Below are 25,081 nucleotides of genomic sequence, written 5' to 3'. Positions count from 1 at the left end.
CAAGGATGAAAGAGGGGAGAAGCTAGTGATTATTTTCACAAAAAGCTGTTGGATAAAAAACTTTATGCAGAGACGGATTGTGGCTTTTAATAATAAAAAAAAGACGAGAATGGGAATTAACCCATTCTCGTCTTTATCTAAATAACTGTTTGATTAACCTTTGAAAGCGTCTCTGTAAACTTGTGCAAGTTCTGTGACTAGAGGTAGTTTAGGGTTGGCAGTTGTACATTGGTCTGCAAATGCATTGTCAGCCATCACATCAACAATCTCTTCAAAGTCTTTAGCATTAACACCGTTCTCTTTAATACTCATTGGAACTTCTAATTCTTTAGCTAAGTCATAGATAGCTTTGATCAAGCTTTCTACGCCTTCTTGGGTTGTTTTAGCAGGTAAGCCTAAAGCTTTTGAAATTTGAGCATATCTTTCGTCAGCAATAAAGTGTTCATACTTAGGAAAGGCAACAAATTTTGTCGGCATTTTAGCATTATAGCGAATGACATGAGGCAGTAAGATAGCATTCGCACGACCATGGGCGATATGGAACTGAGCGCCTAATTTGTGAGCTAAACTATGGTTGATGCCCAGGAATGCATTGGCAAAGGCCATCCCAGCAATCGTTGAAGCATTATGCATTTTCTCTCTAGCGAGCTCGTCAGAACCATTTTTATAGGCTGTTGGTAAATGCTCAAAAACTAATTGAATAGCTTTGATAGCTAAGCCGTCTGTATAGTCATTGGCCATGTTAGAAACATAAGCTTCGATAGCATGCGTTAATACGTCCAATCCTGTATCAGCAGTCACAACTTTTGGTACCGTCATAACAAACTGAGGATCGATAATGGCTACGTCTGGAGTCAACTCGTAATCTGCTAATGGATATTTTGTTCCTGTATCAGTATCTGTAATAACTGCGAATGAAGTTACTTCAGAACCTGTTCCTGATGTTGTTGGAATAGCAACAAATTGCGCTTTTTCACCAAGAGTAGGGAATTTGTAAACACGTTTACGAATATCCATGAATTTTTGTTTGATACCATTGAAGTCAGTATCTGGGTGTTCGTAGAATAACCACATGCCTTTAGCAGCATCCATTGGAGATCCTCCACCTAAAGCAATAATGACATCGGGTTCAAAGGCAGCCATAGCTTTTGCGCCTTTTAAGACTGTATCTTTTGATGGATCAGGTTCAACGTCGGAAAAGATTTCGCAATGAACATATTCCGGACGGTTTCTTAAGTGATAAAGCACGCGGTCCACATATCCGAGTTTAACCATCATTGGGTCAGTAACAATAAAGGCTTTTTTAATATTTGGCATTTTAGCTAAATATTGAACAGAGTTACGTTCGAAATAGACTTTTGGTGGAATTTTAAACCACTGCATATTGTTTGTACGTGAAGCACGTTTTTTAACATTGATTAAGTGCATAGTGCTGACATTTGTTGACACGGAATTCCCTCCATACGATCCACATCCCAGAGTAAGGGAAGGGAGATAAGCATTATAGATATCACCGATAGCACCTTGACTAGACGGTGCATTAACGATCACACGTCCGGCTTTCATACGACGATCGTATGCTTGTATAACATCGTCATTGTTTGAATGGATGACAGCAGAGTGACCGAGTCCTCCAAATGACAACATCTCAGTCGCACGTGTAATGCCTTCTTCAGCACTGTTTACTTTATAGGCAGCGAGTACGGGACTTAATTTTTCTCTTGAGAGAGGGTAGTCTCTACCAACGCCAGCATATTCAGCAATCAATATTTTAGTTTCTTCAGGAACTTTTACACCAGCCATTTTAGCGATTTGATAGGCAGAACGCCCAACGATGTCAGCATTCAACTGATTAGTTTCTGAAACCATCAACTGTTCAACTTTTACTCTGTCTTCATTGTTCAAGTAATGACAACCAAAAGCAATCATTTGTTTTTTAACAGCATCATAGATTTCTTTGTCAACAATGACTGCCTGTTCAGAAGCACAGATCATACCGTTATCAAACGTTTTTGATAAGATCAAGTCGTTTGCAGCACGTTTAACATTAGCTGTTTTTTCTATATAACAAGGTACATTACCTGCACCAACACCTAAAGCTGGTTTTCCTGAACTATAAGCGGCTTTAACCATGCCCGGGCCACCGGTAGCCAAAATCGTTGCAATACCGTCATGTTTCATTAAAGTTTGTGTTGCTTCTAGTGAAGGCTTTTCAATCCATTGAATACAATTTTCAGGTGCGCCAGCTTTTACGGCTGCTTCGTATAACAGTCTTGCTGCTGTAGAACTTGATTTTTGAGCAGAAGGGTGAAATGCGAAGATAATAGGGTTACCTGTTTTAATTGCAATCATTGATTTGAAAATAGTTGTTGAAGTTGGGTTAGTGACAGGTGTTACTCCGGCAATGACGCCAATAGGTTCAGCAATCTCAACAGTGCCTTCGTGAATATTTTCGTTGATAACACCGATTGTTTTATCTGATTTGATATTGTGGTAGATATATTCAGAAGCAAAGATGTTTTTGATTATTTTATCTTCATATACTCCGCGTCCAGTTTCTTCAACAGCTAGTTTTGCTAATTTCATATGATTGTCCAAACCAGCAAGGGCCATTGCTTGTACTATAGCGTCTACTTGTTCTTGGTTCAGTTCAGACAAACCATCCAGTGCTTGTTTACCTTTCGTGACTAACTGATCGATATCCTCGTAAACGCTTGTTTCTTTTTTGTTTTTGTCTAAAACTTTAACCATAATCATTTCCTCCTTGATATAGTGAAGTATTGAGCAATAGAGTTCAAAAATTAAAATCTCTTTCACATTCGAACAAAAATTCCTGAAAAAGACTAGTAACATTGAAATCAGAGTGTTGCTTTTTTGCGTTAATTTACTACAACCCAAGAATAACATACTGAATTCGCTTACAAGAACACTTATTTGTGTCAATATTGTGACAAATTGATCAATAAGAGGAAAGCGCTGATGCACCGGCAAAACGTCACAGAACGTTCAACGTTTCACTTGTATAAAGTGAGTGAATGTGATAGTATGAACATGTTGATAAAGAGATTAATAAAGGAGAATTGATTATGGAAAAACAGCGTACTGAAAACATTTCTTTGGAATCCATTTGGAACGGGTTTATTGGAAAACAATGGAAAGAAGAAATCGATGTTCGTCATTTTATTCAAAGCAATTACCGTCCCTATGATGGAAACGAATCATTTTTAGAAGGTCCGACTAAGGATACTGAGAAATTATGGGATCAAGTCATGGACTTAGATAAGCAAGAACGTGCTGCCGGTGGCATGCTAGACATGGATACAGAAGTTGTTTCCACAATAACCTCTCATGGTCCTGGTTACTTATCAAAAGATTTAGAAAAAATCGTCGGTTTCCAGACAGAAAAACCATTTAAACGTTCACTCCAACCGTTTGGTGGAATCCGTATGATGGAAGTAGCCGCTGAATCTTATGGTTTCGAAGTGGATCCTTTCCTATCACACGTATTCAGAGACTGGAGAAAAACACATAACCAAGGTGTATTTGATGCATATACGCCTGAAATGCGTGAAGTACGTCGCACAGGTATTATCACAGGACTTCCTGATGCATACGGCCGTGGACGTATTATAGGAGACTACCGACGCGTAGCTCTTTATGGTGTCGACCGATTAATTGCTGAAAAAGAAGCTGATAAAACAAAATCTGATACAGCAATGATGGATGAAAAAAATATCAGGAAACGTGAAGAAATCAGCGATCAGTTAAATGCATTACATCAGTTAATAGAATTAGGAAACATCTATGGTTTTGACGTTTCACGTCCAGCACAAAATGCAACAGAAGCCTTCCAGTGGTTATACCTTGGATACCTTGCAGCTGTTAAAGAACAAAATGGCGCAGCCATGTCACTTGGACGTACCTCAAATTTCCTGGATATCTATATTGAAAGAGATCTTGAAAATGGCACAATGACCGAAGTCGAAGCTCAGGAATTAGTGGATCATTTTGTTATGAAACTACGTTTAGTTAAATTTGTTCGTACGCCTGAATATAACGAACTATTCTCAGGAGACCCAACATGGGTGACTGAAGCTATTGCTGGTATTGGTTTAGATGGTCGTCATATGGTTACTAAAAGTAGTTACCGTTTCTTAAATACCTTGACTAACTTAGGATCAGCACCGGAACCAAACCTGACTGTGTTATGGTCACCAAAATTACCTCAGTCATTTAAAAATTATTGTTCGCGTGTTTCAATTGAAAGCAGTGCGATTCAATATGAAAATGATGATATCATGCGCGAAGAGTGGGGCGATGATTACGGTATCGCTTGTTGTGTGTCTGCTATGCCGATCGGCAAGCAAATGCAGTTCTTTGGTGCCCGTGCCAACTTAGCCAAAGCATTATTGTATGCTATCAATGGTGGTGTGGATGAGAAGTCTAAAAAACAAGTTGGACCAAAATTCCGTCCGATCACTTCTGAATATTTAGATTACGCTGAAGTAACTGAAAAATTCGATGACGTGCTTGATTGGTTAGCAGAGATGTATATCAATACTTTGAATATTATTCACTACATGCATGATAAATACAGCTATGAAAGTTTAGAGATGGCCTTGCATGATTCAGAAGTCGTTCGTACAATGGCTACCGGTATTGCTGGTTTCTCTGTAGCGGTAGATTCACTATCAGCTATCAAGCATGCTAAAGTTAAAGTTATTCGTGATGAAGATGACATAGCAATCGATTATGAAATCGAAGGCGACTATCCGAAATACGGTAACGATGACGACAAAGTAGATGACATTGCAGTTGAATTGCTTAAAAAATTCATGAGTAAAGTTAGACAATATCCAACTTACCGTGATGCCAAACATACAACTTCAATTTTGACCATTACATCAAATGTTGTTTATGGTAAGAAAACAGGCAATACACCTGATGGACGTCGTCAAGGCGTACCATTCGCACCAGGCGCAAACCCATTACACGGCAGAGACACAAACGGTGCTTTAGCAAGTTTGAACTCAGTGGCTAAATTACCATACAAAGAATCTTTAGATGGTATTTCAAACACCTTCTCGATCGTGCCTAAAGCTTTAGGTAAAGAAGACAGTGTACAACAAAACAACTTATCCACGATGTTAGATGGATACGTTAAAATGGGTGGACATCACTTGAACGTGAATGCCTTGAACCGCGAAACTCTAGAAGACGCTATGGAACATCCGGAAGAGTACCCACAATTAACGATCCGTGTTTCCGGATACGCAGTTAACTTCACTAAATTAACCAAAGAACAACAAATGGATGTCTTGAATCGTACATTCCATGACTCAATGTAAGTAAAAAAGTTTAATTATTCGTAGGGGGAAGTATAGATGACAGAATCACCAATAGGATATGTGCACTCAACAGAAAGCTTCGGTTCTTTGGATGGACCAGGAATTCGCTTCGTAGTGTTTATGCAGGGATGTCGTATGCGTTGTGAGTTCTGTCATAACCCTGACACGTGGAATATGGGTGGCGGAACACCTTTCACACCTCAAGAACTCCTTGATAAAGCTTTGAAGTACAAAAGTTATTGGGGAGAAGAAGGAGGCATCACCGTCAGTGGGGGTGAACCGCTTATTCATATCGACTTTCTAATTGAATTCTTTAAATTAGCTAAAGCGGAAGGCGTCAACGTATCGCTAGACACGTGTGGACAGCCGTTCACTTATGACGAGCCGTTCTTTGGTCGCTTTGAAGAATTAATGAAATATACTGATTTGGTGTTAATGGATATCAAACACATTGATGATGAGATCCATAAGAAATATACGATGCATTCCAACAAGAGTATTTTAGATATGGCTAACTACTTGTCTAAAGTCGGCATTCCCATGTGGTTAAGACACGTTTTAGTTCCAGGCCGCTCTGATTATGATGAACATTTAGAACGTTTGAGTGATTTCATTGATCAGCTGGATAATGTGATAAAAGTAGAAGTTTTACCTTATCACCAACTGGGCATATACAAGTATAAAGAACTTGGTATTCCGTATAAACTGGAAGACGTTGAGCCACCTACAGCGGAGCGCGTTGAAAATGCAAACCGTATATTAAAAACAAGTAAATATCAAACGCAGTAAAATAAAACTATGTTGATCGTTTATTTCAGTGGAAACCTCACTGGATTAACGTCAACATAGTTTTTCATTTATTGAAATTTGTGACTTTTTACGATATTCTATAATAAGAGAATTTAAACTAAAAGGAGAATGACAGTGAGTAAAATACTTATATTTGGGCATCAAAGTCCTGACACGGATGCCATAACATCGGCAATCACCTTTTCGCATCTGCAAAATGAATTAGGCAAAGAGACTGAGCCCGTTGCTTTAGGGAAAACGACAGCCGAGACGCAATTTGCTTTAGATTATTTTGCCGTTGAAGCCCCACGCGTCATTGCTACAGCCGCAGATGAAACGCTGGAAGTGATGTTGGTCGACCATAATGAAGCACAGCAAAGTGTGTCGGATATTGACAAAGTCAAAGTACTGGCAGTCGTCGATCATCACCGCATTGCGAACTTCCAGACAGCAAACCCGCTTTATTACCGTGCCGAACCTGTTGGGTGTACGAATACGATCATCTTGAAATTATATAAAGAAAATAGTGTAGAAGTGCCTAAACATATTGCGGGTTTGATGCTATCAGCGATCATATCTGATACGTTGTTATTTAAATCGCCAACATGTACAGCAGAAGACGAAAAAGCCGCAAAAGAATTAGCTAAAATTGCGGATATCGACATAGAGGCTTATGGTAAAGACCTGCTTAAGGCCGGCGCGGATACATCAAGCAAAAACGCAGACCAAATTCTGAATGATGACGCTAAAAACTTTCCGATGGGTGGATTGACTGTTCGTATCGGTCAGGTAAACGTTGTAGACGTGGATGAAATATTGGAACGTAAACAGGAATTACTGGACGAAATGGCAGCACAAAGCGAAAGCAATAAGCTTGATTTATTCATACTCGTGACGACAAATGTACTGGAAAGTGATTCTGTCGCGCTTGTTTACGGCGAAGAAAAAGCGCAGGTAGCAAAAGCGTTTAATAAAGAAATGAAAGACGATACCCTATACCTTGAAGGTGTGGTTTCTAGAAAAAAACAAGTCGTTCCACAACTTACTGAGCAATTTAGTTAATTAGCGATTCAAAAAAAAGGATCCTCTTAAATGAGGATCCTTTTTTTTCGCTATAAAATTTTAGCCGATTGCCTCTTAGGTTTTATATATGTGTGTTTCAACCATAAGAGGGTATCGAACATGTTTCTACCAGAAACGGTGGCCAGAAAGGCCGTTGCTCCCAGTTTCCCTCCGGAACCATCGAAAAGAGAGGCGACAGCGATAAATAAGATGCCGGTCAAAATAGTTAAGAAAAACATCTCGGTATAGGTTTTCGCTCTTTCTTTGGATACCATGCCTGTGAACGTTGCGCAAAAAGCAGCAACAACAATGATGTGACCATTTTGTGGAGACAGTATAGCTATGGTCAGGCCAACTAAAGCAGAGGCTGTCACCGCATCCAATAAAAATATGTCCTGCAAAAGATAGGTCGTCATTCCAGCAAAGATAATGATTAAAAATAAGGGTAGGTATAAATTAGTTGAGAGAGGATCCAACGTTCTAAAGGGTGACCTGAAAATCAGAGCAGAAAGAAAGGTGCCACAAAAAGCTATAAACCCTAATTTTCCGCCATATCCCTTAAATAATTGTTCGGACAGAATGAACAGAATGCCTGCAATGAGACTGGCTAGCATGAAGGAAAAGGGATTTGAGAAAATCAAGTTGCAAGCCATCCCGACAAATGAACCGCAGTAAATAGCGGCTGCATAATTTTTGAAAAGATAGGCGCCACTCAAACCAATAACACTTGAAGCGAGGACACCACCCAAACCCAATTGATGATTCAGTATGAATGTGATGTAAGCTCCCCCGACTAGCGCCAATAGAATGTTGAAGTTCTTTGGTCGACTTAACTTTACAGGTTGTTTTAATTGACACTTTATACAACCCCATTCGGTTCTTAATTGGTTGACGAAGAATAAACCCGAAATGGCCAGCATAACGAGTGAAACAATGCTCAAATGAGCAATATTACCGTATATCATTGAATAAAAGAGGTAAGAAGCAAAGAAAGCAAAAATCATGAAACTGCTTGTGAGAATCAACGTGGCCACTCCTTTCGATTTATTTCACAAAATCAAGAAATTATGTACTATGTAAAGCACTGTAACCGATTTATTTCTTTAGTTCAGTTTAGCACAAAACGATAGGGATATAAAATGATTTTCACAAACTTCTGTTGTCTCTTCATATATCAGTATATCCTTGTCAAAAATCAGTCAAAAAAAGCAGAAGAAATAAAAAGGCCTCTTCTGCTTGCTGTTATTTAATTATGGTTAACTCAAAGGTCTGTTTGTTCAGACTTGCCATTTGTTGAGAAAAAGGACCGATGCCTTGATTGGCGAACCAATCAAAACGCAACGCATCGTTATAAAGGATGACAGAGTCACCGATCTCAACGTTGTTATCTGCTTCTATCAAAATATGACTCATCATTATCGAGCGGATCGGGTAGGCTTTTCCGTTGATTAAAACAGGGAAATTTTTCCTTGCTTTCAACAGGCCGTTGCCATAGCCGATATCACATACGGCTATCTTTGCATCCTTTTCAAGTTTGTAATCTGCTGAATATCCAATCGTTTGTCCGCCCTCGACCGAGGTCAATTCAATGACATTGGCTTCGATACTGACCACTTGTTCAGCGAGAGAAGCATCCAACCCTTCATAATAAGGACGAGCCCCATACAGGATAACGCCTCCTCTTATATGTGTATGATGAGGCAGCGGGCCATCCCTTAAAAATGAAGCGCTGTTCTGTGCGTGAATGTACTTCAGTCTAGGAAGATACGCACGCAGTCCTTTTATAACTGTTTGCCATTTCTCTTTTTCTTTCTGATATCTGTCAACGCCAAAGTCGTCCGCAGAAGCAAAATGGGTCCAGATGCCGTTAACGTTCAGATCTTTATCATCCAAAATCTGTTTCATATCATCGAGGTGATCAAAGCCTAATCGGTTAAGGTCATTTCGGAAAACCAGTTGAATCGTTATCCCTTTTAACTCGTCCTTATATTTCTCATAGTAGTCAAAGGACGAGACGGTCAGAGTGATGTCGTATTCTCTTATGAGCTGGAATTCCGTATTGGGATCCAGTAATAAAATAAAGATGTCACTGTTCCATTTTCTCAGTTGGATCGCTTCAGACAAGACGGTCGTCGAAAAGGCGCGAATGCCACCTTCGTAAAAAGTCCGGTACACCCGTTCCAGTCCATGATTATACCCGTCATTTTTTACTACTGCGATGGTATCGGCTTTTGATTGAATGAAATGAGCTTGTCTGACCAGCCGTTTTTCATTGAGTGTCAATCGTGCAGTCATTTGATCACACCTAACGTATGTGCAATGGATTGGAAATACTTCACACCGTTGAGCAAGATGGCTTCATCAAAATTGAACAGGGAAGTGTGCAGACCATGGATATAGCCTTTTTCTTCGTTACGCACACCTAAAAAAGCAAAATTAGTTTTAGCCACCGATTGATAGAAGGAAAAATCTTCGCCGAAAAGATAAGGCACGTCGAGCAGTTCAAGGTTCAAACCGGCATGATCGACACTTGTTTTCACAGTCTCGATCAAAGCTTTGTCATTGTATACGGCCGGGTAACCTTTAGCAAAGTCCAGAGAAGTTACCGTGTGATGCAAGGCATCTGCACTGGCCACGATGGTTTCCATTTTTTCCTGAATGTGTTTCAGATCATCGGGAAAATAGGTCCGGATGGTTCCGTGTATGTGTCCGTCTGAGGCAACTGTATTGATGGCTTCACCTGCCTGGAGATGGCCAATATGCAAAATGTTCTGATGCAAGCCGTTCAAAAAGTACTGCTGAACTTGAGAAAGCTGCGTCGCAATATGGACAACAGCCCCTAAGGCACTGAATCCTTTTTCCTTTTGAGCCACGTGGGCAGAAAGGCCTCTGACGGTTATGCGGTATTCTGTTGCGCTCGCCATTAAAAAGCCGTGTCTCGTCGCTAATGTGTGTTCCGGCACGTCAGGACCTAAATGAAGACCGTAAATACCGCTGATTTGATAATCTTCAAAAGGAAAAGCCTGAATGAGAGCGTCAGCTCCGGCATTTGATTCCTCAGAAGGCTGGAATATCAGCAGCATGTTTTTCTCGAGCAAGCCTTTGTCCTGCTGTTCCTTACACCACTCCGCAAACGTCAGCAGTATGGATGCATGACCATCATGTCCACAAGCGTGCATGACGCCTGGATGCTGCGATTTAAATGAGACGCCCGTTTCTTCCTCAATGGGTAGAGCATCGATGTCTGCACGAAAGCCGACTGTTTCTTTAGCAGTAGAGGTGCCTTCGAAATAAACAACGGTAGCCGTAGCCATGGGTGTAAAGTAGGGTATTGCAAGCGAGTCTAGTGTCGTTCTGATATAGGCTGTCGTTTTGTATTCTTCTAATGAAAGTTCGGGTATCTGATGTAACTGTCTACGGTGAGTCGTCACTGTTTCGAGTAAGCGGGTCATACGTTCCTCCTGTAATTGCTAGTATCTATTGAATTTATCTTTATTTAAGTTCTCTTAACGCTTGAATGATGGCTATTTTTTCTGAAGCCACATCAGATGTGTTTTTTATTTTTCTGGCAGGGACACCAGCGACAACCGTATCCTGCGGGACGTCTTCAGTTACGATAGCTCCGGCCGCAACGACAGAACCTTTGCCGACCGTTATGCCTTCAAGTATTACTGCGTTCGCCCCGATCAAAACATTATCTTCAATTACAACCGGTTTCGCATTGGCAGGTTCTATGACACCTGAAAGTATTGCCCCAGCACCGACATGAACGTTTTTACCGGTAATGGCGCGACCGCCCAGTACTGCACCCATATCGATCATTGTTCCTTCACCAATGACAGCTCCGATATTTATCACGGCACCCATCATCACAACGGCATTTTTACCTATGGTTACATGATCCCGAATGAAAGAGCCCGGTTCGATGCGGGCATCCACTTGAGAAAGGTCTAAAAGTGGGATAGCAGAGTGTCGTCGGTCTTGTTCGATAACCAATTCACTGATAGCTTCTTCGTTGTCTGCAAAGAAAGGCTGCCAGTCTTTCAATTCTACAAACAGGGTAAAGCTTCCATCTGAGCCAAAAACTTTAAAAGACTCAGGGAAATCGTCTCGTTTAAGCTCAGTATTGACATAAATCTTTATTGGTGTTGATTTTTCTGAATTGCTGATGTATTGAATGATTTCTTCTGGATTAAAGTCTTTCAAAGGTCACACTCCTAAGTTTGTATACGTATAAAAGCCGGTTTGTTTGGTTATTAACTGTTCAGCTGCTTTCAAAGCACCACGGGCAAAGATATCTTTGGACTGCGCTGAGTGTTTGATGGAAATCACTTCATCGTGACCGGCAAACAACACTTCATGTTCACCCACAATGGTACCTCCGCGAATGGTTGAAATACCGATGTCTTTTTTATCGCGTTTTTGTGTTACCTGGCTGCGGTCGTAAACGGTCTGAGCATCTGGACGAGCTTTTTCTGTGATCGCGTCAAGCAATTTGATCAACGTTCCGCTTGGAGCATCGATCTTCTGATTATGGTGCTTTTCAATCATTTCAATATCATAGTCATCCATGAGTGGGGCGATGGTTTCGAGCAATTGCGTAACAATGTGTACGCCGTAGCTCATATTGGCGCTGAAAAAAATAGGAACCTGTGTCGCTTTTTTGTCCATCAATGCGAGCAGTGTCTCTTTTTCACCTGTGGTCGCAATCACCATAGGAACGCTGAGACCAGATGTCAATAGCTCTTTAGTCAATACGGGGTGGGAAAAATCGATCACGCAATCTGCTTCTGGCAATTTTTCGTTTACGGATCCAAAGAGAGGGTAGGGACAATCATTTTCGTCCGTTGCCGTGACTGCTCCAACGATGGTGTGTCCCTTTTCTTCAGCGAGTGTGGCTACGCGTTTGTTCATCGCGCCGTATCCGATCAGTAAAATCCTCATGTTACGCATCCTTTCTGGTGTGATCGAAGAGCTCTGTTAAAACATCTCGAGCATCATCTTCAAGGGGCACGAGCGGTAAGCGCAGGGAATAAGCACCAAAGCCTAAGTGACTGGTCAATACTTTGATCGGGATCGGGTTAACGTCAACGCCTAAGGCATCCACTAAAGGAAAGAGCTTGCGGTGGATGTCCGCGGCCAGTTTTGGCTGTTTTAATGACGCCACATACATGTTCTGATAGTCATTCGGTAAAGCATTGGCTAAGACCGATATAAGGCCGTGTCCGCCTAATGAGAAAAAGGGTAGGGCTAGGTCGTCGTTCCCACTGTAAAACGAGAACGAGGCAGCTACGACCCGTTGAAGGCGACTGAGATGTGCCAAGTCGCCGGTCGCGTCTTTCAAACCAACGATGTTTGGATGCTGAGCCAAGACTTCCAGCGTTTCTGGATCGATCGTTACACCCGTACGTGAAGGCACGTCATACAAGATGATCGGGATAGAAACCGCGTCAGCAATTGCAGTGAAGTGAGCAAGCAGGCCTTTTTGACTTGTTTTGTTGTAGTAAGGGGTGATCACTAACAGCCCATCCACGCCTAATTTTTCAGCTTCCTGAGAAAGGATGATAGCCTCTGCCGTATTGTTTGAACCTGTTCCGGCAATTACTGGGATCTGTTTGTCTGCCACTTCCATCGTAAGGGATAACAAGGTGGTTTTTTCATCACGGGTCAAGGTAGTACTTTCGCCCGTGGTCCCGTTGACCACAAAAGCTTGGATGCTGTTTTCTTTTAAGAAAGTTAAATGCTTCTTGAAACTGTCATAGTCCACGTTGCCTTCTATAAAGGGGGTCGTGACAGCCACAGCTGCACCGGTAAATAATCGTGTCAATTTAATCATCCTTTCTGGAGATAAGTTCTTCAAGTATTTGGACAGCATTTAAAGCGGCACCTTTGAGTATGTTGTCACTCACGGACCATAAATGGTAGGTGTTAGGCAGGCTGTTATCTTTTCTGATGCGACCGACAAAGACGCCTTCTTTATGAGCGGCATCCAGTGGGGTAGGGTAAATCTCATGCGACGGATCATCCATAACAACAATAGAAGGAAAGTTTCCTAAAACGGTTTTCAGCTCCGCCACAGTGGGTTCCTGCTTCAAAGTGATGTTCATGGCAACGGCATGCGCATGAGGAACGGGAACGCGAACGCATGTTGCTGTGACGTCAATGGAGGCATCCTTTAATATTTTCTGCGTTTCTTTGATCATCTTTTCTTCTTCTTTGGTATACCCATCTTCTAAAAAGACATCTATTTGTGGGATCACGTTATGGTAAATAGGCTTAGGATAATTCTCTGGTGCCTCGCCTTTTTCGCCTCTGTCTAAATCTTCTATGCCTTTCCAGCCGGAGCCCGATACTGACTGATAAGTCGTATAAGCCACACGTTTCAAACCGAAAGCATCAGCCAAAGGTTTGAGCGGAATGACGGATTGTATCGTCGAACAATTTGGATTGGCAATGATTTTGCGTTTCAACGTTGCTTTATTCACTTCTGGAACGATCAAATCAATACTATCATCCATACGCCAGGCGCTGGAATTATCGATCACGACGGCACCGGCTTTTTCAAAGAGGGGAGCGAAGTGCAAACTTATCTCTCCACCGGCAGACATCAAGACATAATCAAAATCATTCTTAGTCTTTTCTTCCGTCAGTTCTTCAACGGTATACGTTTCGCCTTTGAATGTAACTTTTTTTCCGGCTGAACGTGCGGATGAAAAAAGAGTCAAAGAGGAGAATGGGATGTTTTTCTTTTCCAATAAGTGGAGCATCGTCTGACCAACCAAACCGGTGGCACCAACTAGGGCTATTTTATACATGAGATCGTCCTTTCTTATGAATCAGTTTTTACAAATCAAAGGTCTGACATAATAAGCGGGTCGCTTTTTCTCCGTTTTCACCATCGACGACATAAGAAATACTGATTTCTGAGGTCGTGACTTGATAGAAGGGAATGTCGGAGGATAATAAAAGTTTGAATATTTTAGAAGCAACGCCGGTCATATCCCGCATACCAGCTCCAATGACGGAGACCTTGCAATAGGTTGTTTCGATCTTTACATATAAGTTAGCGTAAGATTCTTTCAGAGAATCAAACAAATGATTCAGTTCACGTTCTTCAGACTCTTTGAAGGTAAAGGACAGTTGCAGGCCGTCCTGATTTTGAATCTGAGAGATCATATCGATATTTATTTCTGCTTCTTCCAATTTGATGAACAGATCGGTTAAAAAAGTTTTGGTTTCTTGAGTATACGTGATGGTGACGTGGGCCATTTCTTTATCTAAGGCGACCCCGGTCACAGCTTTACGTTCAAGCATTTGATCATTTGGCACGATCCATGTTCCTTTCTCGTTAGATAATGTTTTCCCCAGGTAAAGAGGGACGTTATGATTACAGGCTAATTCCACACTGCGCGTTTCGAGTACGCCGGCGCCTAGTGCAGACATTTCCATCATCTCTTCAAATGAAATGGTGTGCCGGCGTTTGGCTTCCGGGAAGATACGTGGATCTGTGCTGTACACACCCAGGACATCTGTATAGATCTCACAGGGACATTTTAATGTAGAAGCAATAGCTACAGCCGTGGTATCTGATCCGCCGCGACCAAGAGTAGTGAGTTCACCTTCTTTGTTGAAGCCCTGAAACCCAGCAACAATAAGTATATCGTTATTTTCAAACAAATCTTCCAAGAGATTTGACTTTATTGAAGAAATTTTACTTTTCAAATGTTTTCCAGTCGTTTCTATTCCTGCCTGATACCCAGTCAGCGGTTTAGCGCGCACATTCAAGTCGTTTAAAACTAAAGACAGGAATGAAATGGTTTGCTGTTCACCTGTATTGAGTAACATTGCTAAATCTTTATCATTAGGATTGGATGTCAGTTGGCTCACTGAAGTCAGCAGATCATCAGTCGTTTTTCCCATCGCCGATACAACAACAATTAACTGCTCATCGTTTTCGACACGTAACTTGAGATATTCTGCGATCTCTTTGATTTTAATGAAATCGGCAACGCTCGATCCTCCAAATTTTAATACACTTCGTTTCATAGCGACTCCTTTTCCTTGAGGGAATGTGGTATCAATAGTATAAATGCAAAAAAACAAGTCGGGAATGCCGACTTGTTTACAATAAGATATCGTCACAAGCGGAAGCACTCCGTTTAGCCTATAGCTATACGGCAGTCTGCAGATTCTTCATATGCAGCCCAACGGTTTGCTCTCTGTAAAAGCAAACGATTTCGGCAAATCTCCCTTTCCTCATTTTAGACTTACAGGTCCGTATAAAAACGAGTACTGATGATTTTTGCTCCTCATCCATTCATTTAATTTTTAATTTATGTTGTTAAGCTTATCAAATTTTAATGTTAATGTAAACAATTATCATTGAAATCAATAAAACCACTCCTGGAGTGAATAAATAAGTAGTATAAATTGAAAGTTTAAATAAAAGATATTATAGTAGAGTAAGGTGAGAGAAAGACTATAAATAAAATGAGTCAAGCTCTTTGATTGAAGAGAATAAGTGTGTTGAAACCCTGTTATGACAGTTTTCAATTAAGGGGTTGATCAATAAAAAATTATTAAAGATGAAGTTTGTGAAAACTTTAATAATATTGTTAGAATAAACTTATTTTTAATATTTTTTGTATAACTCGCTCTATTATTCATTTTTTTAGGACAGTATCCAGTTATTTATACAAATAAGTAATTTTTATACAAAAAGAGCAGACGGCATTTTGTTACAAGCGTTTACAAGCCCTTAACAATAGCTTTTGTAAGTGCTATCATACAGGTAGCAAATCAAATAAGGAGGAAATAAATTGAAAAATACAGCTAAGACAGATACACCTGTTTTAGAGACAGGACAAAACGAAATGAAGCAGCAAACCAAACCTATTCATGTGTTTTCCGAGATAGGCGAATTGCAGACAGTTCTATTGAAAAGACCGGGTAAAGAAATCGAAAATTTGACACCCGATATTATGGAACGGCTGCTGTTTGATGATATTCCACACTTGCGTGTTATTCAGAAGGAACATGATAAGTTCGCTGATGCTTTAAGAGATAACGGAGTAGAGGTTTTGTATCTCGAAAAATTATCGGCTGAAGCGATCGATGCCTCCGATACAAAAGAGTCGTTTGTAGAAACGATGCTGAACGAATCGGATATTTCGTCAAAAAATGTGTATAAAGCATTGAAAGAGTATTTACTTTCAATGGAAACATTTGAAATGGTCGAAAAAATCATGGCTGGTGTACGTAAGAATGAAGTGGAAGTTGACTCCAATCATCTCGCAGATATTAGTGATCGCGAGCAATATCCATTTTACATGGATCCTATGCCAAATCTTTACTTCACACGTGACCCGGGCGCTTCGATCGGAAATGGTCTGACCATCAACAATATGACGTTTGAAGCACGTAGACGTGAAACGTTATTCCTTCAAACAATCATGAAAAATCATCCGCGTTTTAAAAATAGCGGGGTCGAATTATGGAGAGACCGTAATGAATCCACACATATGGAAGGTGGAGACGAACTCATTTTAAATGAAAAAGTCTTGGCTGTCGGTATTTCTCAACGTTCAGAGGCAAAAGCAATCGAAGAGCTGGCTATCAAATTGTTCGAAAAAGGGTCTTCTTTCGAAAAAGTTTTAGCCATCAAAATTCCTAATGTGCGCGCTATGATGCACTTGGATACAGTCTTTACCATGATCGATCACAACAAATTCACTATCCATCCTGGCATCTTAGAGCTCGACGGGTCGATCGACACTTATATTCTGGAAAAATCAGAGGAAGCTGGAAAAGTTAAAATTACGCACGAAAAGGATTTGACCAAAGTCCTGAAAGATGCGCTGGGAGTGGAAGAAATCGAGCTCATTCAGTGTGGAGGTGGCGATGCAATTGCGGCTCCAAGAGAACAATGGAATGATGGATCGAATACGTTAGCTATCGCCCCGGGTGTCGTAGTCACTTATGACCGGAACCATGTCTCCAATACATTGTTGAGAGAAAAAGGCATTAAAGTTATCGAAGTAGAATCAAGTGAATTATCAAGAGGTCGTGGCGGTCCTCGTTGTATGAGTATGCCTCTTGTCAGAAAAGATGTATTATAATTAAAATATATATATAGTTTATTAGGAGGAAAAAACATGCAAAATGTATTTCAAGGTCGTAGTTTATTAAAAGAGATAGATTTCACAAAAGAAGAATTAATGTATTTCATTGATTTTTCAGCTCACCTTAAAGAAATGAAGAAAAAAGGAATTCCTCATCGCTATTTGGAAGGAAAAAATATTGCGTTGTTATTTGAAAAAGCATCAACACGTACCCGTTCAGCCTTTACTGTGGCATCGATCGATTTAGGTGCGCACCCAGAATATCTAGGAAAAAATGATATTCAAATAGGTAAAAAAGAATCCGTTGAAGATACAGCTAAGGTTTTAGGCGGAATGTTTGACGGAATTGAATTCCGTGGCTTCAAACAAGAAAGTGTTGAACTCTTGGCAGAACACTCAGGCGTTCCAGTTTGGAATGGTTTGACAGACGAGTGGCACCCTACACAAATGATTGCTGATTACTTGACACTCAAAGAAAATTTCGGAAAATTAGAAGGTTTGACATTAGCCTATACCGGCGATGGTCGTAACAACGTGGCCAACAGCTTATTGATCACCGGTGCGATTTTAGGTGTGAACGTGCATATCGTATCACCTGAATCACTGTTCCCGGATGATGAATTAGTCAAATTAGCTCAAGAATATGCAGACAAATCCGGCAGTCACATCATGATTACTGACAATGTAAAAGAAGGCGTCAAAGGCGCTGATGCTCTTTATGCTGATGTCTGGGTATCCATGGGTGAAGAAGACAAATTTGCAGAGCGTGTCAACTTGTTGAAACCTTACCAAATCAATATGGATATGATGAGAGCAACAGGTAAAGATGAAACGATTTTACTCCATTGCTTACCTGCTTTCCACGATACAGAAACTGAATATGGAAAAATGGTTGAAGAAGACTTTGGCGAAACTGAAATGGAAGTCACAGATGAAGTCTTTAGAAGCAAACATGCGCGTCAGTTTGATCAAGCTGAAAACCGTATGCACTCAATCAAAGCTATAATGGCAGCAACATTAGGTAACTTATTTATTCCACGCGTATAAAAAACTTAACTGACTGACTGGGTCACACCAGTCAGTTTATTTAAAATTAATTTGGAAAGAAAGAGAGTGATAATTTTGACCAAACGTAAAGTTGTTATTGCATTAGGTGGGAACGCTATCTTGACTGACGATTCTTCTGCACAAGCGCAGCAAAAAGCTTTAAAGCATACAGCGGAGTATCTTGTCCAATTTGTAGAAAATGGCGATGCAATTGCTGTTTCACACGGTAATGGACCACAAGTCGGTAATCTGCTTTTACAGCAGGAAGCAGCCAATAGCGAGAAGAATCCTGCTATGCCTTTAGATACATGTGTCGCTATGACCCAGGGAAGTATCGGATACTGGCTTCAATCAGCATTATCTAAGGCATTAAAAGAAAAAGGGTTAAAAAGTGATGTGGCATCAATCGTCACGCAAGTCGTTGTATCTGAAGATGATCCCGCTTTTAAAAATCCGTCTAAACCAGTGGGTCCTTTCCTTTCAGAAGAAGAAGGTAAGGTACAAATGGAAGAAACTGGCGCAATGTTCATCGAAGATGCCGGCAGAGGTTGGAGAAAAGTTGTACCTTCACCTAAACCTATCAGTATCAAAGAAATAAACGTCATTAAAACCCTGATTGAAAATGACATCATCCCTGTCACGGTAGGCGGAGGCGGTATTCCAGTCATTAAGAGAGGAGACGAGTATATAGGAGTAGAAGCTGTCATCGATAAAGACTTTGCTTCAGAAACATTAGCTGTCAGTTTACAAGCTGACTTATTAGTCATCTTGACAGGTGTAGATAATGTACTGATCAATTATCAACAGTCAGACGAAAAAGTATTAGAGAAAGTGACTGTCGCAGAAATGCAAACATATGTCGATCAGAAGCAATTTGCTGCTGGAAGCATGTTACCAAAAGTAGAAGCTGCGTTGAAATTTGTTGAAAACAATCCTTCGGGTAAAGCAATTATTACATCTTTGGAAAATATTCAAGCAGCTATTTCAGAGAACGGTGGCACAATCATTACGCGCTGATCATGATTTAATAATAAGTTATTTGGAGGGATTAGAATGGCTCAAAATAAACTAAAAGATAAATTGATGGCGCTACCGTCATCTTTTACCATACTATTTATTATCATCATTGTTATGGCAATTTTTACATGGTTTGTTCCTGCAGGTAGTTATGAAGTGGATGAAGCCGGAAATATTATTGCCGGGACTTTCGCTTACGTTGATCAACAACCACAAGGATTATGGGATGTCTTCATGGCTCCTGTGAAAGGGATGCTTGGAACCGATGGCACACCGGGAGCGATAGAAGTATCGCTATTTATTTTAGTCGTGGGTGGATTTTTAGGAGTAGTCGATAAAACTGGCGCACTCGACACGGCTATTGCACAAGTTGTCGCGGCCAATAAGGGTCGAGAAAAACTATTGATTCCTATTTTAATGTTCATCTTCGCATTAGGTGGCACAACGTACGGAATGGCTGAAGAAACCCTTGCCTTCTATCCGTTGATTATTCCTGTCATGATAGCCGTAGGTTTTGACAGTCTAGTGGCGGTTTCTGTTGTGTTACTCGGAGCCGGCGTGGGCGTACTTGGTTCGACCGTTAACCCGTTTGCTACGGGCGTTGCTTCACAGGCTTTAGGTATAAGCCCGGGTGAAGGTATCGGCTTACGTTTAGTATTCTTCTTTGTAATGTATGCGATAGCCACTGTATATGTTTATCGTTATGCCACAAAAGTACAGAAAAACCCAGAAGCATCATTGGTGTATGAAGACTACGAAGCAAACAAAAAGAAATTCAAAACAAAAGACACTAAAGATAAAATGAATGCCAAACAAAAAATAGTCATCAGCTTATTCGGATTGACGTTCTTTTTGATGATCCTCGGATTGGTACCGTGGACATTGCTCAATGAAAACTGGACGATTTTTGAAACAATCAACTCTGGCTTAATGGGTATTCCATTAATCGGAACTATTTTAGGTCAGCAAATGATTCCGCTTGGTGACTGGTACTTTATGGAGATCACCATGCTGTTCTTCGCCATGTCTGTCATCATAGGGATGGTATACAGATTGCCGGAAAGTGAAATTGTTTCAGGATTTGTCAATGGATCAAAAGATTTACTTGGTGTTGCGTTAATTGTAGCTGTCGCCCGTGGTATTCAAGTCATCATGAATGAGGGAATGATCACTGCGACGATTTTAAACTTCGGAGAAAGAGGACTGTCCGAGTTTTCTCCAGTCTTGTTCTCAATCCTAACGTATATTTTCTATATTCCGCTATCCTTCCTGATTCCTTCAACGTCTGGCCTTGCAGGTGCGACAATGGGAATCATGGGACCACTTGGAACCTTTGTAGGTGTTGCTCAAGATATCGTGGTCACTGCCTTCCAATCAGCAAGTGGGATAGTCAACCTAATCACTCCTACTTCAGGCGTGGTTATGGGTGCCTTGGCGATTGCCGGAGTCGAATTGACAACCTGGTGGAGATATGTTGCGAAACTGATCGGTATCATCTTCGTTGTCTCATCTATACTCATGGCGTTAGGAGTACTATTCTTTTAACTGAATAACAGATAAACCAAATAAATAGATTTCTGGTGCAGAAGATAATTTTGCATTGGGAATCTTTTTTTGTCCGTAAGTATAACGGCAGAGTTCTTTCAAACGGAAGTATGTTGCCAAAATATAACAAGAATGCACTCTTTCAAACAGCGATTAAAAGGCGATTTTAAAATAAATGAATGAATTTGAACGATTATAAAGGAAAATGATTGAAATGTTGAACTATTAATGATAGAATTCAATTAAAGAGGTGAAGTAAGTGCTTACAGAAGAAAGGCACTCGTTTATTCTTGATCAACTTGATACGAAAAATACGATCACGGTCCAAGAGTTAGTTGAACGGTTAAATCATTCAGAATCAACGATAAGACGCGATTTAACCACTTTGGAGGATCAGAATAAATTGGTTCGTATTCATGGCGGAGCCAAAAAGAAACGCAAACCAGTGGATGAACCGACCATGGATGAAAAAACGGTCAAATACATGCAGGAAAAAGAAAAAATCAGTCAGTTAGCGGCGTCATTGATCGATGAGTATGAAGTTGTTTATTTAGATGCCGGGACAACGACATACACGATGATTCCCTACCTGGAAGGTAAAGATATCACAGTCGTTACCAATGGTGTTCCACATGCTTCATTGTTGATCGATTATAATATAGAGTCCATTCTGGTGGGAGGTAAAATCAAACAGCGAACAAAAGCCATTATAGGTTCCATTGCAGAACGACAATTGGAAGAGTTTAACTTTACCAAAGCCTTTATGGGAATAAACGGAATAGATTTAGAACAAGGTTATACGACTCCTGATGTCGAAGAGGCAGCGATAAAAAGAAAAGCTATAAAACAGTCCAATCAATCCTATATATTAGCTGATATATCTAAAATAGGGGACGTGAGTTTCGTTAAAGTTGCGGATATTGATGAATGCACACTTATCACCACCAAACTACCTGAGGAAAAAAAGGAATTAAATGAGTATACACGAGTAATGGAGGCTTAAATGATGATATATACAGTAACATTAAACCCATCGATCGATTATGTGATCTACCCCAACGACCCTATAAAACTGGGTCAGTTAAACAGAATCGAAAAAGATCAGAAATCACCTGGAGGCAAGGGGATCAATGTTTCCAGAATTTTGACACAATTAAATACTGACAGTTTAGCGTTAGGTTTTGTAGGCGGATTTATCGGTCAGCTTCTTCTAGAAAAATTGAAAGAAGAAGGCGTCAGAACAGAATTTACACAGATTGAAGAAGACACGCGCATAAATATTAAAATAAAAGGAGAGGAAGAAACAGAAATAAACGATGATGGTCCCTTCGTCAATGAAGATGAAAGTCATCGTTTTTACAAGCAATTGGATGAACTGAAAGAAAATGATTTAGTCATTATAGCTGGCAGTAAGCCTAAGGGTCTATCCGATGATTATTATCAGCGTTTAATTGATTTTGTCAAAAGTAAAAAGGCGGATTTCATTATCGACACAACGGGCGAAGAGCTGCAGAGGTCGTTATCCAAAAAACCTTTACTAGTGAAACCCAATATACACGAGCTGGAAGAATTGTATGACGTAACACTTGATAAATTAACTGATATCATTTCATATGGCAAAAAAATGCTTGCAGAAGGCGCAAAGTACGTGATCATTTCCATGGGTGGTGACGGTGCACTCTTATTAATGAATGATGAAGTCTATTATAGTGAGACACCAGAAGGACAATTAGTTAACTCAGTCGGTTCCGGGGATTCTATGGTCGGCGGCTTTATCGGTGAATATCAGAAAACAAAAAATCCGCTGGACGCCTTCAAAATGAGTCTTGCGTGCGGAAGTGCAACGGCATTTAAAGAAGATCTGGCGAAAAAAGAAGACATAGAAAGACTTTTACCTAAAATCAAAATACAGAAATGGGAGGAAAAATAAATGAAAATAAATGATGTCTTGAAAAAAGAACTGATGATTATGGATCTAAAAGCGAGAACGAAAGAATCGGCCATCGATGAAATGATTAAACGACTTGTGGATGAAGGTGCTGTAAACGACTTTGATACCTTTAAAGAAGGAATCATGGAACGTGAAGCACAAACCTCTACAGGACTTGGCGACGGTATTGCTATGCCGCATTCAAAAAACAAAGCAGTTGCCAAACCTGCAGTCCTTTTTGCTAAATCATCTAGTGGTGTGAACTATAACGCTCTAGACGGAGAACCCGTCGAGATATTCTTCATGATAGCTGCTCCAGAAGGTGGAGATAATGTCCATTTAGAAGTGTTAGCCTCACTTGCAAGAAAGCTTGTTGACGATGAAGTGGTTCAAGCATTAAAAACAACGCAGACACCTGAAGATGTTCAGACCATTTTTGAAGAAAGTGCAAAAGAACAAGAGGTCACTCAAGTGCAGTCAGATAAAAAAGACAAGAAATTCGTTGTTGCTGTAACCGCGTGTCCAACAGGCATTGCACATACCTATATGGCAGAAGACGCTTTAAAGAAAAAAGCAGCCGAAATGGGCGTGGAAATACGCGTAGAAACAAACGGCACAGATGGTGCTAAGAACATATTAACTAAAGATGAAATTCGTCGAGCAGACGGAGTCATTGTTGCAGCGGATAAAAAAGTGGATATTGCCCGCTTTAATGGCAAGCCTGTGCTTCAGCGTCCAGTTTCTGATGGGATCAAAAAAGCAGAAGAACTAATTACTAAAGCAAGTACGGGTGATGCACCTATCTTAGACTCTGGTGATCAGTACGAAGCACAAGGTTCTGCAACCGATGGAGAAGGCACGACGGTTTGGCAATCTGTCTATAAAGACTTGATGAACGGCATATCTCACATGCTTCCGTTTGTTGTCGGTGGCGGGATATTACTTGCCTTATCATTCTTGTTCGAAGCTCAATTTGGCTCAGACAGTGTCCTGTTTACTTCTTTGAATACTATCGGAGGTTCAGCTTTCCAATTCCTGATTCCGGTATTAGCGGGTTACATTGCTTATAGTATCGCAGATCGTCCCGGCTTGCTTCCTGGTATGGCCGGTGGTTTACTAGCTGTAAATAGTGACGCAGGCTTCTTAGGCGGACTGATAGCCGGTTTTGTTGCTGGTTATGTGATGAACTGGATTAAAAAACTGCTTAGAAATGTACCAAAAAGTTTTGAAGGAATAAAAGCAATTATACTTTATCCCGTTCTCGGTCTACTTGCCGTTGGATTGTTGATGTTCTTCCTAATTGGTCCATTCTTTGCCGTAATAAATAATGCAATGCTGGACTTCTTAAATAATTTAGGTACAGGTAATGCAGTTCTCTTAGGTGCAGTATTAGGTGGCATGATGGCCGTTGATATGGGTGGTCCTGTAAACAAAGCAGCCTACGCATTCTCAATAGGAGTCTTTTTCGATACAGGTGATGGTAGTTTAATGGCAGCTGTTATGGTAGGCGGAATGATCCCACCACTAGCTATTGCTTTCTCTACTTTGTTATTCAAATCTAAATACACTGACTTAGAAAAACAGTCAGGACTATCCAACTTTATCTTGGGTGCTTCCTTCATTACAGAAGGTGCCATTCCATTTGCAGCAGCTGATCCACTACGCGTCATTGGTTCATCTATATTAGGTGCAGCCATCGGTGGAGGATTAACTCAACTTTGGAATGTATCGATACCAGCTCCACACGGCGGATTATTCGTTGTAGGAATTGGAGAAAACCCATTACTCTTTATCGTCGCTTTACTCATAGGTACTATGATTTCAGCTATTGTACTAGGTCTTTGGAAACCTAGAGTAGACGATACTAAGCAAAATGTAGCTGCAAGTGCATTGAACTAAAAGTAATTTTAAAAAAGGACTTCTTTAATTAGAAGTCCTTTTTTTGTTTATAAGGAAAAAAAGGGAGATTAAAATCTGATAGGATATTAGTTGTAGAAAAATTAAGAGACGAGGGTAGAGGAGAACAGATAGTAGTTTTTGCAGTTGGGTGCAAGGTAGTTGAGTATAGAAAGTAATCAAGGCTTGCTTATCGTCCCAGAAATGACAGACTCAGACAAGATTCTGCAGTGAGTCTGTCGTTTCGAGCATAGAATGACAGACTCAGAAAATAATCTTCGGTGAGTTCGACATTTCGAGCATAGAATGACAGACTCAGAAAATAA

General features: G+C 40.5%; 19 protein-coding genes and 1 riboswitch. Of the genes, 10 read left to right on the top strand and 9 right to left on the bottom strand.

Features of this window, described 5'->3' with window-relative positions; translation table 11 throughout:
• Positions 1-153 precede the first annotated feature (153 nt).
• Positions 154-2,751 (bottom strand): bifunctional acetaldehyde-CoA/alcohol dehydrogenase, encoded by a 2,598-nt coding sequence (gene adhE, locus AX762_RS00285; RefSeq protein WP_083432714.1) that lies wholly within the window; start codon positions 2,749-2,751, stop codon positions 154-156.
• Between the two features lie 335 nt (positions 2,752-3,086).
• Here adhE and pflB point away from each other — a divergent pair, with 335 nt between their 5' ends.
• The 3 genes from pflB to AX762_RS00270 all read left to right on the top strand — a co-directional run bounded on the left by pflB (position 3,087) and on the right by AX762_RS00270 (position 7,199).
• Complete coding sequence (gene pflB, locus AX762_RS00280) at positions 3,087-5,348, top strand: formate C-acetyltransferase (protein WP_177244004.1); 2,262 nt, start codon at positions 3,087-3,089, stop codon at positions 5,346-5,348.
• 36 nt (positions 5,349-5,384) lie between these two features.
• On the top strand, positions 5,385-6,137 hold the full coding sequence (pflA, locus tag AX762_RS00275) for a pyruvate formate-lyase-activating protein (RefSeq protein WP_071847198.1): 753 nt from the start codon (positions 5,385-5,387) through the stop codon (positions 6,135-6,137).
• A gap of 135 nt (positions 6,138-6,272) precedes the next feature.
• Positions 6,273-7,199 carry a manganese-dependent inorganic pyrophosphatase gene (locus AX762_RS00270; protein WP_071847197.1) on the top strand — a complete coding sequence of 309 codons (927 nt, stop codon included), beginning with the start codon at positions 6,273-6,275 and terminating at the stop codon, positions 7,197-7,199.
• Positions 7,200-7,249: 50 nt separating this feature from the next.
• Here AX762_RS00270 and AX762_RS00265 read toward each other — a convergent pair whose 3' ends face one another.
• From AX762_RS00265 to AX762_RS00230, 8 genes are all read right to left on the bottom strand, one after another.
• A complete protein-coding gene (locus tag AX762_RS00265; RefSeq protein WP_071847196.1) occupies positions 7,250-8,224 on the bottom strand; it encodes a hypothetical protein in 975 nt (324 codons plus the stop codon).
• A gap of 217 nt (positions 8,225-8,441) precedes the next feature.
• Positions 8,442-9,494 carry an alanine racemase gene (gene alr, locus AX762_RS00260; protein ID WP_071847195.1) on the bottom strand — a complete coding sequence of 351 codons (1,053 nt, stop codon included), beginning with the start codon at positions 9,492-9,494 and terminating at the stop codon, positions 8,442-8,444.
• Positions 9,491-10,651: a M20 family metallopeptidase gene (locus AX762_RS00255; RefSeq protein WP_071847194.1), complete on the bottom strand. Its 1,161-nt coding sequence runs from the start codon at positions 10,649-10,651 to the stop codon at positions 9,491-9,493. The genes alr and AX762_RS00255 overlap by 4 nt, the downstream gene beginning before the upstream one ends.
• A 40-nt stretch (positions 10,652-10,691) precedes the next feature.
• Positions 10,692-11,405: a 2,3,4,5-tetrahydropyridine-2,6-dicarboxylate N-acetyltransferase gene (dapD, locus tag AX762_RS00250; RefSeq protein ID WP_071847193.1), complete on the bottom strand. Its 714-nt coding sequence runs from the start codon at positions 11,403-11,405 to the stop codon at positions 10,692-10,694.
• A 3-nt stretch (positions 11,406-11,408) separates the two neighbouring features.
• Positions 11,409-12,143: a 4-hydroxy-tetrahydrodipicolinate reductase gene (dapB, locus tag AX762_RS00245; protein ID WP_071847192.1), complete on the bottom strand. Its 735-nt coding sequence runs from the start codon at positions 12,141-12,143 to the stop codon at positions 11,409-11,411.
• A gap of 1 nt (position 12,144) precedes the next feature.
• On the bottom strand, positions 12,145-13,026 hold the full coding sequence (gene dapA / locus AX762_RS00240; protein ID WP_071847191.1) for a 4-hydroxy-tetrahydrodipicolinate synthase: 882 nt from the start codon (positions 13,024-13,026) through the stop codon (positions 12,145-12,147).
• A 1-nt stretch (position 13,027) separates the two neighbouring features.
• On the bottom strand, positions 13,028-14,014 hold the full coding sequence (locus AX762_RS00235; RefSeq protein ID WP_071847190.1) for an aspartate-semialdehyde dehydrogenase: 987 nt from the start codon (positions 14,012-14,014) through the stop codon (positions 13,028-13,030).
• 28 nt (positions 14,015-14,042) lie between these two features.
• Positions 14,043-15,245 (bottom strand): aspartate kinase, encoded by a 1,203-nt coding sequence (locus AX762_RS00230; protein ID WP_071847189.1) that lies wholly within the window; start codon positions 15,243-15,245, stop codon positions 14,043-14,045.
• Positions 15,246-15,339: 94 nt separating this feature from the next.
• Positions 15,340-15,520: riboswitch (Lysine riboswitch) on the bottom strand.
• A gap of 552 nt (positions 15,521-16,072) precedes the next feature.
• Here AX762_RS00230 and arcA point away from each other — a divergent pair.
• From arcA to AX762_RS00195, 7 genes are all read left to right on the top strand, one after another.
• Positions 16,073-17,317 (top strand): arginine deiminase, encoded by a 1,245-nt coding sequence (gene arcA / locus AX762_RS00225; RefSeq protein WP_071847380.1) that lies wholly within the window; start codon positions 16,073-16,075, stop codon positions 17,315-17,317.
• 36 nt (positions 17,318-17,353) lie between these two features.
• Complete coding sequence (gene argF, locus AX762_RS00220) at positions 17,354-18,367, top strand: ornithine carbamoyltransferase (RefSeq protein WP_071847188.1); 1,014 nt, start codon at positions 17,354-17,356, stop codon at positions 18,365-18,367.
• 75 nt (positions 18,368-18,442) lie between these two features.
• Complete coding sequence (arcC, locus tag AX762_RS00215) at positions 18,443-19,384, top strand: carbamate kinase (protein WP_071847187.1); 942 nt, start codon at positions 18,443-18,445, stop codon at positions 19,382-19,384.
• 36 nt (positions 19,385-19,420) lie between these two features.
• Positions 19,421-20,929 (top strand): YfcC family protein, encoded by a 1,509-nt coding sequence (locus tag AX762_RS00210; RefSeq protein ID WP_071847186.1) that lies wholly within the window; start codon positions 19,421-19,423, stop codon positions 20,927-20,929.
• A gap of 259 nt (positions 20,930-21,188) precedes the next feature.
• Entirely contained in the window at positions 21,189-21,932 is a 744-nt protein-coding gene (locus AX762_RS00205) for a DeoR/GlpR family DNA-binding transcription regulator (RefSeq protein WP_071847185.1), read from the top strand.
• Between the two features lie 3 nt (positions 21,933-21,935).
• Complete coding sequence (pfkB, locus tag AX762_RS00200; protein WP_071847379.1) at positions 21,936-22,859, top strand: 1-phosphofructokinase; 924 nt, start codon at positions 21,936-21,938, stop codon at positions 22,857-22,859.
• Positions 22,860-24,758: a fructose-specific PTS transporter subunit EIIC gene (locus AX762_RS00195; RefSeq protein WP_071847184.1), complete on the top strand. Its 1,899-nt coding sequence runs from the start codon at positions 22,860-22,862 to the stop codon at positions 24,756-24,758. It abuts the gene before it with no gap.
• Positions 24,759-25,081 lie beyond the last annotated feature (323 nt).

The sequence above is a fragment of the Alkalibacterium sp. 20 genome (assembly GCF_001885615.1).
GTDB lineage: Bacteria > Bacillota > Bacilli > Lactobacillales > Carnobacteriaceae_A > Alkalibacterium.
Note: the sequence above shows the minus strand (reverse complement) of the source record. Positions and strands in the feature narration are given on the sequence as shown.